Below are 15,286 nucleotides of genomic sequence, written 5' to 3'. Positions count from 1 at the left end.
TCAATTTCTGCCTTAAAACAAAGACAGAAAATGAATGTTTTTGAACACCTCCTATTTGGGATAATTTAAAAGATATTACTATACATTAGTTTAACTATCAAAATTTTACATGTCAATTTATAAAAAAGAAAAAAGATGGCAAAATACCGTCTTTTTTCTATGTTTAAACCGTTTTCAATTGTTCACTTTCATCCTTTTCATCTGGCTGGATAAAAAAGAGGACCAAAAATAATGAAATGAGACTACATATGGTCGATAGAATAAAAACGATGGCGTCTCCTTTATCCATCAGAAATGCGTAAATTGGAGGCCCTAAAGCAACACCGATAAACCGCATGCTGCTATAAAATGACGTAATGGTTCCGCACTGCTCTTTTTCAATCCCTTCTGTTATCAACGCATCAAGTGCTGGAAGCACAATGCCAATCCCTACGCCGCCAATACTTAAGCAGACAAACAACACGTAAAAACTGTGATTCCACCATAAAAATATATACGAAAGTGATAAAAGAGCCATACCAACGATGAGAAATATCCTCATTTTCCCCTTTTCTTTCCCGATTGTTTTCCCCGCAATGTACGAGCTGATTGATAAGAAAAGGAGCGGGATACTTAGCAGTAAGCCTTTTTTGACACCCGTTATTTGATACGCTGCTTCTAGGTTATCTGACAAATAAAAGAGCACGCCAAAAAGAAGAAACATAATAAAACCACCAATAGCAAAAATGGCATAAAGCCAGCGTCCTTCATGCTTAAAAATCGTCTTTGTTGATTTTAAAAACTCTTTAAATGTAGGCGGATCTTCCTCTTTCTTTGCGGATTCAACCATAAACAGTACCATCACAAAGCTGATGATTGAAAAGAATGGAATGAACCAAAACGGTACAAACCAAAACCAAGAAGCGAGAAGTGCCCCAATAATAGGACTTAGTACCTTTCCAGCTGTATTAGAAGTTTCAATGGCTCCAAGTCCCGCACTTACCTCTTCATCATCGTGAAACAAATCGCCAATAAACGGCATGACGACAGGTGCTGCCCCGGCTGAGCCAACTCCTTGAAGGACCCTTCCAAATAGAATCCACATATAGGGTTCTTTCATGATGGTTGAGGCAACAGCTGCTACAGCTCCTCCAAGTCCTGCGATTAAAAGACACGGCAAAAGCACCTTTTTTCGCCCAATTCGGTCAGATAAATAACCGGCAATCGGAATACACAAAATCGCCACAACGGAGTATACCGTAATAATGAGTGACACTTGAAAGGAAGTGATTGAGAGTTTCTTTTCGATCTCTGGTAATACGGGGATTAGCATCGAGTTCCCAAGTGTCATGATTAGAGGCACTGATGATAATGCAATAATATTCTTTTTACTGACAGTTTTCTCGCCCAACATCATTCACCCAATTCTATATACTGTTACGTATTAGTGTGGCATGTTTCACGGGTTTTATGTATGGGCAAACAAAAAGCAACCGCCTATGGAAGCGACTGCTTTGTTAAAATCGTTTACGTATGACATGGAAGCTGAATTTATCCGCTCGAAAATAATTGAGCGAGTATAAGACCGGCTGATCATCTTGATCATAGTGCATTTGTTTCAGTAATAGTAACGCTGTTTCTGGGTCACATTCTAGTATCGGTGAAACCTGATCGTGATAACCAATCGGTTCGATGTCTGCCACTGCATATTTAATTCCGCTGTGCGGTTCTCTGCCAAACAGCTCAAAAAGCGATTCTTCCTCATGAGTAAAAGAAGCGGGAAGATGTTTGACCGGAATTTTATCTAAACAATAGACGACTGGCTGTCCATCTGCTGTTCGAACGCGTTCCATTGAAAAAACCTTCTCGGATTCATCACACTGAAAACGAATGACATCATTCTCTGTCGGCTCCCCTTCTTGTGAGGACAAAAAGATGGTACCTGGCGTCATATTGACCTGTTCAATCATTTTTGTGACACTTGTCAGCTGTTCAATGCCAGTAGAAAAAAGCGGTCTTGAGTTGACGAAAGTTCCCACACCATGCCTTCTAATTAAATACTTCTCTTCTTCTAATATACGAAGGGCTTCACGAAGGGTCGCTCTGCTCACGCCTAAAAGCTTTGAGAGCTCAAACTCAGAAGGCAGCTTTTCCTTTTCGGCATATACACCTGTTTGAATATCTTCTTTAATACGGTCAATCACTTTCAAATATAAATGGCGATTGTCTGTTTTGGTCGACATGTTTTCCCTCCGTCTAATCAATGCAAATGATAAGATGAGAAATCTCTATTCCGAGATAAGATGAACATAACTATATCATGTTTTTGCAAATAAATAAATAGTCTGACTTCCAGTTAACATAATCAATATATCGTTAACTTCATGTTAGGAAAGCTCTCTTCGAATTATGAAGAGAGCTCGTCATGTTGTTCTTTTGAGAGGAGGACTTCTCTCGGTTTACTGCCTTCATATGGTCCGACAACCCCGCGCTCTTCCATTGCGTCAATAAGACGCGCAGCACGGGTATAACCGATGCGGAACCTCCTTTGCAGCATAGAAACAGAGGCCGTCTGCATGCCAATGATCAGTTCAACTGCTTCATCATATAAGTCGTCGTCCACAGCCCCAAGCTGATCTTGCGTTTCTTCACTTGGGATCATTTCTTCTTGATATTGTGCTTTTTGCTGCGTGATGACATGATCAACCACATGTTCCACTTCTTCATCTGATAAAAAGGCGCCTTGTACACGAACTGGTTTGTTCGCACCGACAGGTAAGAACAACATATCCCCTCTGCCCAGCAATTTTTCTGCGCCTCCCATATCAAGAATGGTCCTTGAATCGGTTTGTGACGATACGCTAAATGCAATGCGGGAAGGGATATTTGCTTTAATAACACCTGTAATGACATCAACAGAAGGCCTTTGTGTAGCAATAATTAAATGAATCCCCGCAGCACGTGCCATTTGAGAAAGCCTTGTAATGGAATCTTCTACATCAGAGGAAGCAACCATCATTAAATCAGCAAGCTCGTCTACAATGACGACAATATAAGGTAGTTCTGGCTGCTTCGCTTCTTCTGATTGATTCATTCGTTTAATGTAATCATTGTACCCTTCAATATTTCTTGTACCCGTATGAGAAAACAATTCATAACGGCGCTCCATTTCACTAACCACTTTTTTAAGTGCCTGTGAGGCTTTCTTAGGATCTGTCACAACTGGAGCCAACAGATGCGGGATGCCGTTATAAACATTTAATTCAACCATTTTCGGGTCAATCATCATCATCTTCACTTCATGAGGTTTCGCTCTCATGAGAATACTTGTGATAATGCCATTGATACATACGCTTTTTCCGCTTCCTGTCGAGCCAGCCACAAGTAAATGCGGCATTTTGTTCATTTCAGCCAGCACAGCTTCACCAGAAATATTTCGGCCCAGTCCGATGAGCAGCTTGGCATTTGGGCGGTCATTTTGTTTCGATTCTAAAACCTCTTTTAAAGAAACCATTGCAATTTCTGCGTTGGGCACTTCAATTCCAATGGCGGATTTACCAGGAATCGGCGCTTCGATTCGAATGTCTTTTGCTGCTAATGCAAGGGCTAAATCATCACTCAAGTTGACGATCTTACTTACCTTCACGCCGACATCAGGGTATACTTCATATTTTGTGACGGCCGGCCCTAAATGAACTTGTGTCACTTTTGCTTTTACACCAAAGCTTTGGAAGGTCTTTTCAAGCTTTCTTGCATTTTCATAAATATTTTTCTTATCTGTTTGCTGACCTGAATGCTGCGGCTCAGCTAAAATATCAAGCGATGGCAGCTCATAATCCTTATTTTCAAGCTCCGTAAACGTCATAGGCGGAGCTTCTTTTGGTTCATCTCCTGTATCATGAGACGGAGCGCCTTGTACCGTTTCTTGAAGAGGATCTGGCTCATTGACCGGCTGATCTTTTTGAACTTGCGGTGTGAGCATGTCATCTCGATCAGCAAAACTTGAGATAATCGGCTGACGATTGTCAGAAGCATGCTCTTCTTCCTCGATCAAGATATGATGATGATCTTCTTCGGCCTCTTCTTGCAAGCGTGAACGCTTTTTCTTTTCACTTGTTTTCTGCGCAGGTGCATTCTTTTTCGCCTGCCTTATGCCTTTCATATCTTCAATAAATGCTTTCCACTGCTTCACCAAAAATTGTGATACAGGCAGCGTCACTTTTTTGACCATTTCTTGCAGTGACCGGTTTGTGATCAGCACAATGCCGATCAGCATTAGCACAATGGCCATGATTTGCGACCCTGCTTGTGCAAACAAGAAATAGGAGGCCGCAAATAATACAGCACCGATCATACCGCCACCTAAATCGGGCGAGCCTGTCTCACCTTTCATATCCATTAAGAATAACTCAAACGTATTTCTGATTACACTTTGAGAACCTATCACGCCTGCAGCTGAAAGATGCTGAAAAAGCTTCACATGGGACAAAAGCAAGATACTCGCAATGATGCAGTATAAACCTGCTTTTCTTCTTGTCAGTAAATCAGGAATTTGTTTTTTCCAAAAGATCGTCACACCAAAAAGAAATAATCCGATAAGGCAGAGAATAAACCATTCACCTGCAAAGAATCGGAATAGATGTACAAAGGTTTGTCCAACTACACCTAGCTGTAAAATGGCAATGATCGCTATGGCAATACAGACTAACCCATTTAGTTCATATTTCAGTTTTAGCTGTTTATTTTGTTTTTTTCTTGTTTTACGTTTTCTCTTTTTCGCCATACTCATCACCTTACTACAAAAGAAAATATAACCTACGAAAAGATCAGAAAGAAAGCAGCCTGGTTTTGGCTGCATCTTGTTGTAAGTTTTCCCTTTATTATAGCATAGAATCATTCATATGAGTCGGTTTGATTGGTGCCTAAATGTAACTTCAATCGCTTACCTGGTGCAAGCTCCTGATTCAAAAAGTCCATTGGATTCGTACTCATTACTTGAACGATTTCCGCTTCATCTTCTTTCATTTCAACCATCACTGGCACACCCTGAATGTTTACCTGCTGAAGTTTGCGTTCTCCTTGTTCCTCAGCGTAAATGGCTTCATAAGGCATAGGTGTATATAAAATCATTGGATCAGCCCCTCGTTTTGTGCAGCCCGTTCGCCAATAAGCTCGTTCAGCTTTTTAATCGCTTGTCCAACGCCGCCGACTTCATGCATCAGTCCGTATTCAGCCGCCTCATGGCCAACGACATTTGTCCCGATGTCTCTTGTTAGATTGCCTTTAGAGAACATAAGCTCTTTAAATTTCTCTTCTGTAATGTTTGAGTGACTCGTGACAAAATTAATGACTCTTTCCTGCATTTTATCTAAGTATTCAAAGGTTTGCGGAACACCGATGACTAGACCGGTTAAGCGTACAGGGTGAATGGTCATCGTTGCTGTTTCGGCAATGTATGAATAATCACACGATACGGCGATTGGGACCCCAATAGAGTGGCCGCCGCCAAGCACAATGGATACAGTCGGTTTGGATAAAGAAGCGAGCATTTCCGCAATGGCTAGCCCTGCTTCTACATCGCCGCCGACTGTATTTAAAATGATTAGAAGTCCTTCAATTTTTGGGTTTTGTTCAACTGCTACGATTTGTGGAATGACATGTTCGTATTTGGTTGTTTTATTTTGTGGCGGCAGCTGCATGTGCCCTTCAATTTGTCCAATAATGGTGAGGCAATGTATGTTTGTATCTTGTGACAACTGCGGGACGGCTGTTTCACCAAGCTGTTGTATTTTGCTCATAATGCTATCTTTTTCTTCTGGTTTTCGCTCAGGCTGCTGTTCATTCTGTTCGTCCATTTGTCTCCATCCTTTCCTAAAAACTCTCCTCCTATTATGAACAAGATCGTCACATTCCATCCGCATTCATCATGTCACATCAAAAAAGCCCAAAGAGCTTATGCTCTTTGGACTTTTCTCATCACACTTCCATAATAATTGGAATGATCATTGGCTTGCGTTTTGTTTTTTCATATAGGAATTGATTTAGTACATCGCGCATGGATTGTTTCAGTGTTGACCATTCAACAATTGAGTTTTCCGTTTGCTCTTTCACAATCCCTTTGACCATTTCTGTTGCTTTCACAATCAGCTCTTCGGATTCTCTTACATAAACAAATCCTCTTGTGATGATCTCAGGTCCAGAAATTAATTGTTTCTTTTGTTTATCGAGCGTAATGACCACAATTAAGATGCCATCTTGAGACAATAGGCGTCTATCACGTAAGACAATATTCCCGATATCACCAACGCCAAGACCGTCGATCAAAATGTTCCCTTGATGCACTTTTTCACCGATTTTGACGTTTTGTCCTCTAAATTCTACAACATCGCCTTTATCAATTAAGAAAATGTCGCTTCGTTTCATTCCCACTTCTTCAGCAATACGGGAATGTGCTTTTTGCATGCGATATTCGCCGTTTACAGGAATTAAATACTTCGGCTTCAGTAAGTTCAGCATGAGCTTTAACTCTTCTTGACAGCCATGTCCAGATACATGCACACGTTTTTGAGCAAAAATTACTTGTGCTCCGCTTCTTGTAAGGAAATCCACTGTTTTTGAATAGGTGAGTTCTTGTCCAGGAAGAGGTGTAGACGCAATCACAACCGTGTCATCTTTTTCAATATGAAGCTGTTTGTGATTTTGTTTCGCCATTTTTGTTAAAGCAGCGAGAGGCTCACCGTGGCTTCCTGCTGTGAGAATGACCACACTGTTTTTCGCCATTTTTTTCACTTCTTGGACTGGAACAAATAATTCTTCGTCCGCTGTCACATAACCAAGTTTGATCGCAAGCTGAAGCGTTGTCATCATATTTTTCCCTGCTACTGCAAGCTTACGGCCATTTTGGTTTGTGGCATTAATGATTTGCTGTACACGGTTAATATTTGATGAAGATACAGCCACAATCACACGATTTTCAGCATTGTACATCGCATTTGAGATTTCGTCTTGGACGAGCGCCTCAGAAGGTGTATAGCCTGGTTTTTCAGCATTTGCACTGTCTGAAAGAAGTGCTAAAACGCCATTGTTTCCAATTTTCGCAATCTCTCCGATGTCACAGGCTTGGTTAAGCGCTGGGGTTTGATCAAATTTAAAATCACCTGTGCATACGATTGAACCAAGAGATGTTTTGAAGCTGATTCCGACTGAATCAGGAATACTGTGATTCGTTCTAAAGAACGATACCTTTGTTGTTTCAAATGTAATGACTGACTTTGCATGAACCTCGCGCAAATCAGCTTTTTGATTGAAGCCGTATTGCTTTAACTTTTCTCGAAGTAACGCAAGGGTCAGCTTCGTGCCGTAAACTGGTACAGACAATTTGCTTAAGCAATGGAATACGCCTCCGATTGCTTCATCGTGTCCGTGGGTAAGAAAAATTGCTTTCACCCGATCAGCTCGTTCTGTTAAATAAGAGATATCAGGAATGACCACGTCAATGCCTAGCATTTCGTTTTCTGGATGCATGAGTCCTGCATCTACAACATATATGTCGGAATCAATCTCAATGACATATAAGTTTTTCCCGATTTCTCCAACGCCTCCCAGTGCAATAATTCTTACGTTCTCTGTATTTTTCTTTTTCAAAATTCTTATCCTCCTAGTCTCAAGCCCGTCCATCATCGCTTAATGCTATTATAACTGAATCTAATTTTAGAAAACAAGATGAAGTCACATTTTAAGAAAGTGTTTATGTATAAAAAACGGTCATACTCAGGGACATCTGAGAATGACCGCTTACGAATTTTTTTGTTTTGATCAGCTGTTTAATACGCTGCTTAAATTCAGTCTCTCTTCTTCTGATAAAGGTAAAAGCGGGAGTCGAACGGATCCGACATCTAATCCTTTCAGCTGAAGAGCTGTTTTGACAGGCGTTGGATTTGGCGCTGAGAACAGCTGGTTCATGATCGGCACCAGCTTTTGATGAATCAATGCCGCATTCGCTGTTTGTCCTGAAGCGTAGCTTTTTAGCATTTGCTGCATATCAAGGCCTACGATATGAGAAGCCACAGAGACGACTCCTCTTGCACCAATCGCAACCGCAGGAAGCGTTAGGCTGTCGTCACCAGAGTAAACGTCAAAATCTTCTGGTGTCTCTGCAATGATTTTTGTCATGGCATCTAGATCACCGCTTGCTTCTTTGATTGCGACAATGTTCGGTATTTGCGCAAGCTTAATCGTTGTTTCTGGTGCTAATGAAGCAACCGTTCTTCCTGGTACATTGTAAAGCATGACAGGAAGAGATGTAGACTCGGCAATTGCTTTAAAGTGTGCATACATGCCTTCCTGTGATGGCTTGTTGTAGTAAGGTACGACAAGCATCACTGCATCAACGCCCGCTTCTTCTGCTTTTTTCGTTAGTTTAATAGACGCATTTGTGTTATTACTGCCTGTTCCTGCAATGATTTTACAACGACCATTTGCTAATTTCACCGATTGCTGAAAAAGAGCGACTTTTTCTTCAGTCGATAAAGTTGGCGATTCGCCTGTTGTCCCTGCAACGACTAAAGAGTCACTGCCGTTTTTTAACAAGTAATCAATGAGAATTGATAGCTTTTGGAAATCAATGTTGCCCTTTTTATCAAAAGGTGTAATCATAGCTGTTGCGATATTTCCGAAATTCATTTTTTTCACCTCATCATGATTCAATCACATTTATCTTGAAAGTTCAAACACTTCATGAAGGGCATTAACAGCCGCTCTCATGTTTTCTTCGTTCACTAACACCCAAATCGTCGTATGACTGTCAGCGGACTGTAAGATCGGAATATTTTGCTCAGATAGTGCAGATACAATTTTAGATGTGACACCTGGTACACCCATAATGCCTGCTCCAACAGCTGATACCTTTGCACAGTTTGTCGTGACAATCGGCGTATAGCCCAGATCTTTTAGGATCGCCGTTGCTTTTTCAGTCATTGCACCTGTCACCGTATAGACGATTTCGCTCGGTGTAATGTTGAAGAAATCGACACTAATTTGGGCATTTGCCATTGCTTTAAAGACTTCTGTTTGTACGCTGTACTGTCCCTCTTTAGCTGGGACTTTGATTTGTGTGACATCATTGACATGTGCAATACCCGTAATCAGGCGGTCGTACACATCATGACTCATTTTATCTGAGTAGTGTGATGTCACGAGTGTGCCCTCATCATCAGAGTATGTTGAACGGACCCTCATTGGTACTTTTGCTTGCATGGCAATTTCAACAGCTCTAGGGTGAATGACTTTTGCCCCTTGGTATGCGAGGTTACAAATTTCTGTGTATGTCACGACTCTCAGTGGTTTTGCATTTTCTACGATACGGGGATCTGCTGTCATGACCCCTTCTACATCTGTAAAAATATCGATGAAATCTGCCTGCAATGCAGCGCCTAACGCAGCAGCTGACGTATCACTGCCGCCTCGTCCGATTGTTGTCACGTCTCCATTTTTTGCAGCGCCTTGGAATCCAGCAACGACAACCACATCATGCTCTGAAAGTGCCGCCTCAAGACGTTCACACTTCATGTCAATAATTTTCGCATTTGTATGCTCTTTATCTGTCACAAAGCCTGCCTGTGATCCAGTCATCGCAACAGCCTTTAGCCCGTTTTCATTCAGCATACTTGAAAAAACAACAGCTGAAATATTTTCTCCGCAAGACACGAGTAAATCTTTTTCTCGGTTTGTCATATGCTGCGCACTGCCGTAAAGCAGACCTAGCAGTGTATCTGTCGCATAAGGATCGCCTTTTCGTCCCATCGCAGACACGACAACGACCGATTTATAGCCTTTCTCTTTTGCAGATAAGATATGTGCAAGTGCCCTTTTTCTTCCTTGATCATCTTTGACAGATGTACCGCCAAATTTTTGGACAATTATTTTCACTGTTTTCACTCCAAGTTCATTCTGACGTAACAGAAGAGAGCAGGCGAAAGATGCCTAACTCTCTTCTATTCGTCCTCATCATCCATTGAATGTTAAACTAATTTTAATGCTCGTAAGCTTTCTGCAATTTGAACGGAGTTCCATGCAGCGCCTTTTAGCAGGTTATCAGATACAATCCACATATGGAAGCCATTTGGACGATCCAAATCCTTCCGAATGCGGCCGACAAATACGTCGTTTTTACCAACAGCATCTGCAGGCATTGGATAAATTTGCTGAGACGGATCATCTTGTAATGTGATGCCTGGTGCATCTTTTAGGATGGACTTGATGTCATCAACCGTTGCGTCATTTGATTCAAGTTCAACGTAAACCGATTCTGAATGACCCGTTTCAATTGGTAGTCTCACACATGTTGCTGCTACTTCCAGCTCTGGCAAATGCATGATTTTTTTCGTTTCATTGATCATTTTCATTTCTTCAAATGTATAGCCATTATCTTGGAATTTATCAATTTGCGGAATCGCATTAAAGGCAATTTGATAAGGCATGACTTCTGGTTTCACATCTTCTTTATTTAAAATGGCTTGCGACTGGCTGTACAGTTCGTCTATGGCTTCATGTCCTGCACCTGATACTGCTTGGTAAGTAGACACAATGACTTTTTTCATGCCATACGCTTGACGAAGCGGTTCTAGCGCCGCCACCATTTGAATCGTTGAACAGTTAGGGTTTGCAATGATCCCTTGATGGTCATGCAAATCTTTTTCGTTTACCTCTGGTACGACAAGAGGGGTATTTTCGTCCATACGAAAAGCACTTGTATTATCGACAACAATTGCACCTCGTTTGACTGCTTCAGGAGCTAGCGCTTTGGAAACATTTCCTCCCGCACTGAATAGTGCAATATTGACCCCTTCAAAGCTTTCAGGTGTTGCTTCTTGAACGGTATACTCTTGACCTCTGAATGTCACTTTTGTTCCAGCAGAACGTTTTGAGGATAGTAGGGTAAGTGTATCCATTTCAAAATCTCTGTCAGCTAGTGTTTTTAACATTTGTTGACCGACAGCTCCAGTCGCTCCAACTACAGCTACATGCAATCCTCTTCCCATCAGTAAAACTCCTTCCGACCCATCCATGATTCTTTTCTTTCGGATGGCCATCCTATGACTTTTTACATTTTATTTTACCATAGAAAAGCAAGGCTTGAAGTACCTTTTTTGAATCTTTCATGATTTTCTAGTGAATCTATTATTCGTTTGCTCCAATTAAAATGGGCTGAATTTGTCTATGCTCGAGCGCCTCTTCTACCGTTTTCGTCAGTAGATCCATATGCGCTACCATGGAAGTCGGTTTTTTGAATGGATCATCTTGGCCGAATGGAATAAAGAAAATGTTCTTTGTCGACATGAGTCTCATGAGATTTGTACCATTTAAACCTAATGCATCATTGGTGGAAATGCCTAAAACGACAGGGCGGTGATTACGAATGGTCGCCTTAGCAGCCATTAAGACTGGACTGTCTGTCAGTGCATTTGCAAATTTCGCCATTGAATTGCCTGTTAAAGGTGCAATGACCATACAATCAAGTGGAAGTTTTGGTCCGAGTGGCTCTGCTTTGACGATTGAGTCAATCGCTTGAAATCCTGTCAGCTTCTCAATCCGCTCAATCCAGTCCGCTCCTTCTCCGAATCTCGTATTCGTATTTTGCACCGTATATGACACGACAGGACGCACTTCTGCCCCTTCTTTCACGAGTGATTCGATTTGCGGAAAAACGGCTTCGTACGTGCAGTGAGAACCTGTTAAACCAAAGCCGATTCTTTTCCCTTTTAGTGTAGTCATGATTTCATCCCCCTTTTTTCCTCCGCAAGTTCACATAAGAGCCCAGAAAGCACTTTTGCAATGATCTGCCCGGCTGTCTTTGGTGCCACAATCCCTGGAAGTCCTGGTGCAAGAAGTGCCTTCACTCCATGCTTTTGTGCAAAGTCAAAGTCTGTTCCACCTGGGCGGGAGGCGATATCCAAAATGAGTGTCTTTGGTGTCATGCTGACGATGACAGATGAATCTAATACTAAGCTTGGAATCGTATTGATGATGATGTCGACATCCGTTACTTCATCTTTTAAACGGTCCATTGAAAATGGATCAAGTCCCATCTCAAAGGCTCGCGCTAAATGGGCTGTATCCGCAGCACCAACTTTCACTTCCGCACCTAGCGCCCGAAATGTGCGGGCAATGGTGAGCCCTGTTCGACCAAGTCCGAGAACAGCGACATGTGACCCATGAATCGTATAGTCCGTTTGCTGAATAGCCATCATGATAATCCCTTCAACTGTTGGAATAGAGTTATATATGGCAATATCATCTCGCTCAAACAGCTTCACAAGCTTCCGGTTCACCTGCTTTGCCATATTGTCTAAGTACATATTAGAAATACCTGAGTACAAGGTACAATGTGCAGGGGTTCTTTCTAAATATTTAGCTTCTAGCACGACCTTCTCATTTGAAAAAACGGTGGCAACGACCCCTTCGTCTGTAGCACCTGATACCGGAAGGATCATACTGTCTACCTGCTCAAATGGAAGCTCTGACATTTTCAGCTTTTCAGCACCAATAAATCCATGATCCAGCTGATCAAAACCGACCAAAAACACTTTGGCATGCTGCTGTGACAGCTTGCGAATGATTTCAAGCTGCCTAGCATCTCCCCCGATCACCGCAACCGTTAAACCGCTCAACATACTGACCGTTCACCTTCTTTATTTAAAAAAGTCTGTAATATTTTCCGAATCTCCCTTTCAGCATATGAGGAGAGGATTCAGCCTGTGAACAAATCGGGGAGAGAAAAGAAAAAGAGCACCCATTTATAGTGGGTGCTCTTTCAAATCATGGACAAAGGGCTAAAATGCTCTTTATTTTAGCTCTTTTTTTCTTTTCAGCGTGATAGAAAACTTTTGCAGCCCTAGGAAGGACGAGTACTGGCGCGGAGAGAATTTGACATTCGTGAGCACCAGCACGCAGGACTGATAAAGAATGCGAGGGTTTGTCTACACGCTGAGAGCACCCTTTTATGATGGGTGCTCTTTTTCTCCGTGCGGCTGAAGTTCTTCAGGCACATCGAGAATGATCATATCTGATCCTATTTTTTGAATGTGATTCCACGGAACGCGGATGTCATTTCCTTGTTTTCGAAAGCCAAACCATTTGACGGAAGGTATGATGAGTGCTGTAATTTGACCGTCCTGTTCATTTATTTCAAGGTCGGTTTGTCCAAGCACGCCAAGCCGCTCCGCTCTTTTAATATCGACGATCTCTTTTCCTGACAGCTCACTTAGCCTCAAAATCGCATCACTCCCCTTCCATATCATATATGCAGCAGGGCGGGGGAATAGACCGGGCCTCTTAATGACTAGTTTGGAGCGGAAGACGCGCCCCTTTTATATAGTGATCATGCCATAATTCCAAGTTGTAAAGCATCCACACTTTTTGGTCCGCTCCATTTTTGTTCTTCTGATTCGAATTGTGTCGTAAAAATTGTTCTAGCGGCTCTTTTTGAAATAATTGTGTTGCAAAGCTTTGTTGATCAAGAAGTTTCTCTTCGATTTCTTCCATTCTTTTGTTCATCCAATGATACACCGGAACCGGAAAACCCATTTTTCTTCTATATAATATACGCTTATCCACCGTTTGCTCCATTGTCTTTTTCAACATATATTTCGGAATATCTTGGACCTCACTTGTTTTAAGGCTCGATTGAAAAAATGCTTGCACTTTGCTAGGTAGCCCTTTATAAGGAAGTTTGTACTTGAAAGGCATATCGTTGACAAATTGGATGATGCGATGATCAAGAAACGGTACACGTGCTTCTAGTCCGTGTGACATCGTCATCATATCAAGCCGGTCTAACAAGTTGGGTAAATGGATTTGTTGAAATAAATAGAGCAGTTTGTTTTCATACGACGCCCCTTCCATCTCTTGAAAGCAATGGGCGATCAACTGATTCATGTGCAAATCAGCAGAATCAATTGAATGAGCGTGCTGACCTAAGAGCTGCTCTTTTTCGCTATCAGTAAACCAAGCATATCTTTTTTTATAATGTTCCATTTCCCCATCAAGATGGATAAATTGATGCACCTGCTGCTGAAAGGATGGTTCAAATAATACCTTTGAAAGGATGGATGACAGCTTTCGGTTTTTTTGAAGCCATAAAATTTTACGCCAATCTGAAGGACTCCTAAATACACGTCCATACCCTGCAAACAATTCGTCCGCTCCTTCACCACACAAAACAACCGTTACATGCTTTTTTGCTTCACGTGACATATGGTAAAAAGCGACTTCATGAGGAATAGAAAGAGGATGATCTCTTCGTTTCACAACTTCTGGCAATAATTGAAAGTACTCTTCTTCACTCATTCGATGCGAGTGAAGCTTGACGTTGTATTGTTCTGCTGCGAGCTTGGCATAGCTTTCTTCAGAAAAACCTTCCTCTTCAAAGCTGGTAGAAAAACAGTGAATATTCTCGTTCGCATATTTGGACATCAAAGCAACAATAGAAGTCGAATCCACTCCTCCACTCAAAAAAGCTCCTACAGGTACATCAGACATCATTTGTTTTTGCACACTATCTTGAAGTAATTCAAACAATTCCTTTTGATAATAACGTTCTCCCCTGTCAATTCCATCAGATGGGAAAGGATATTGCCAATAGGCCTCTTTTGTCATTCCTGTTTCATCTATTTTCAAGATGACACCTGGAGGTAATGTTTGAATTCCTTGAAAGAAAGTTTGCTCGCCGATCGCATAACGGAAGGATAAATAACTAAGGACAGCCTCAGGCTGAATGGCAACTTGTATATCTGGATGCTGAAGAAGAGCTTTCATTTCCGATCCGAAAATAAGCCCTCCTCTACATTCTGAAACATAAAGCGGTTTAATCCCAGACCGGTCTCTAAATAAATAGAATTCTTTCTTCTTTTGATCCCAAATCGCAGCTGCAAACATTCCATTTAATTGCTCAATAAAAGAAATACCGTATTCTTCATAGCCATGAACAAGCACTTCTGTATCTGTCAGCGTACGAAACGTATGACCTTTATTCCATAAGTCCTCTCTTAGTTCTTGGAAATTATAAATCTCGCCATTTAAAATCACACAAATAGACTCATCTTCATTTGTTATTGGCTGCGGCCCAGATTGAATATCGATAATGGATAGCCGCGTATGAACCAAACCAACTGAGTCGTCTTGATATACACCACTATCATCAGGTCCACGCACACTAAGTGCGTTTTTCATCTTTAGTAAGATGTGTGGATCAAGTGGTGCTTTGTTAAAATGACAATAACCTGCAATGCCGCACATAGACATGGCTCCC

Annotated in this window: 13 protein-coding genes; all 13 read right to left on the bottom strand. The window is 41.6% G+C overall.

Translation table 11 applies throughout. From position 1 onward, the window contains the following. Positions 1-163: 163 nt before the first annotated feature. Positions 164-1,396, bottom strand: coding sequence for an MFS transporter (locus NST15_RS08370; protein ID WP_170861566.1), 1,233 nt, complete (start codon positions 1,394-1,396; stop codon positions 164-166). 100 nt (positions 1,397-1,496) lie between these two features. Further along, positions 1,497-2,222: a GntR family transcriptional regulator gene (locus NST15_RS08365; RefSeq protein ID WP_008344706.1), complete on the bottom strand. Its 726-nt coding sequence runs from the start codon at positions 2,220-2,222 to the stop codon at positions 1,497-1,499. A 164-nt stretch (positions 2,223-2,386) separates the two neighbouring features. After that, positions 2,387-4,762 carry a DNA translocase FtsK gene (locus NST15_RS08360; protein ID WP_342499006.1) on the bottom strand — a complete coding sequence of 792 codons (2,376 nt, stop codon included), beginning with the start codon at positions 4,760-4,762 and terminating at the stop codon, positions 2,387-2,389. 110 nt (positions 4,763-4,872) lie between these two features. After that, positions 4,873-5,109, bottom strand: coding sequence for a YlzJ-like family protein (locus NST15_RS08355; protein ID WP_008344712.1), 237 nt, complete (start codon positions 5,107-5,109; stop codon positions 4,873-4,875). Further along, positions 5,106-5,834, bottom strand: coding sequence for a ClpP family protease (locus NST15_RS08350; protein WP_008344713.1), 729 nt, complete (start codon positions 5,832-5,834; stop codon positions 5,106-5,108). Before NST15_RS08350 ends, NST15_RS08355 begins: the two co-directional genes overlap by 4 nt. 121 nt (positions 5,835-5,955) lie before the next feature. After that, on the bottom strand, positions 5,956-7,623 hold the full coding sequence (rnjB, locus tag NST15_RS08345) for a ribonuclease J2 (protein ID WP_008344715.1): 1,668 nt from the start codon (positions 7,621-7,623) through the stop codon (positions 5,956-5,958). Positions 7,624-7,794: 171 nt separating this feature from the next. Then, entirely contained in the window at positions 7,795-8,661 is an 867-nt protein-coding gene (gene dapA / locus NST15_RS08340) for a 4-hydroxy-tetrahydrodipicolinate synthase (protein ID WP_019744174.1), read from the bottom strand. Between the two features lie 30 nt (positions 8,662-8,691). Further along, positions 8,692-9,906: an aspartate kinase gene (gene dapG, locus NST15_RS08335; RefSeq protein ID WP_025207348.1), complete on the bottom strand. Its 1,215-nt coding sequence runs from the start codon at positions 9,904-9,906 to the stop codon at positions 8,692-8,694. A 92-nt stretch (positions 9,907-9,998) separates the two neighbouring features. Further along, complete coding sequence (asd, locus tag NST15_RS08330) at positions 9,999-11,018, bottom strand: aspartate-semialdehyde dehydrogenase (RefSeq protein ID WP_041090413.1); 1,020 nt, start codon at positions 11,016-11,018, stop codon at positions 9,999-10,001. Positions 11,019-11,157: 139 nt separating this feature from the next. Beyond that, positions 11,158-11,751 (bottom strand): dipicolinate synthase subunit B, encoded by a 594-nt coding sequence (gene dpaB / locus NST15_RS08325; RefSeq protein WP_008344723.1) that lies wholly within the window; start codon positions 11,749-11,751, stop codon positions 11,158-11,160. Next, complete coding sequence (gene dpaA / locus NST15_RS08320) at positions 11,748-12,650, bottom strand: dipicolinic acid synthetase subunit A (RefSeq protein WP_007499517.1); 903 nt, start codon at positions 12,648-12,650, stop codon at positions 11,748-11,750. The genes dpaB and dpaA overlap by 4 nt, the downstream gene beginning before the upstream one ends. Before the next feature lie 327 nt (positions 12,651-12,977). Then, the gene (locus NST15_RS08315; RefSeq protein ID WP_008344726.1) at positions 12,978-13,250 is read right to left on the bottom strand and encodes a YlmC/YmxH family sporulation protein; all 273 of its coding nucleotides are present in this window, start codon (positions 13,248-13,250) and stop codon (positions 12,978-12,980) included. Between the two features lie 61 nt (positions 13,251-13,311). Beyond that, complete coding sequence (gene asnB / locus NST15_RS08310; protein ID WP_342499005.1) at positions 13,312-15,279, bottom strand: asparagine synthase (glutamine-hydrolyzing); 1,968 nt, start codon at positions 15,277-15,279, stop codon at positions 13,312-13,314. Positions 15,280-15,286 lie beyond the last annotated feature (7 nt).

Origin of the sequence: Bacillus sp. FSL R5-0820 (assembly GCF_038593385.1) — a bacterium.
Lineage (GTDB): Bacteria > Bacillota > Bacilli > Bacillales > Bacillaceae > Bacillus > Bacillus altitudinis.
This window is presented reverse-complemented; position numbering and strand designations above follow the sequence as displayed.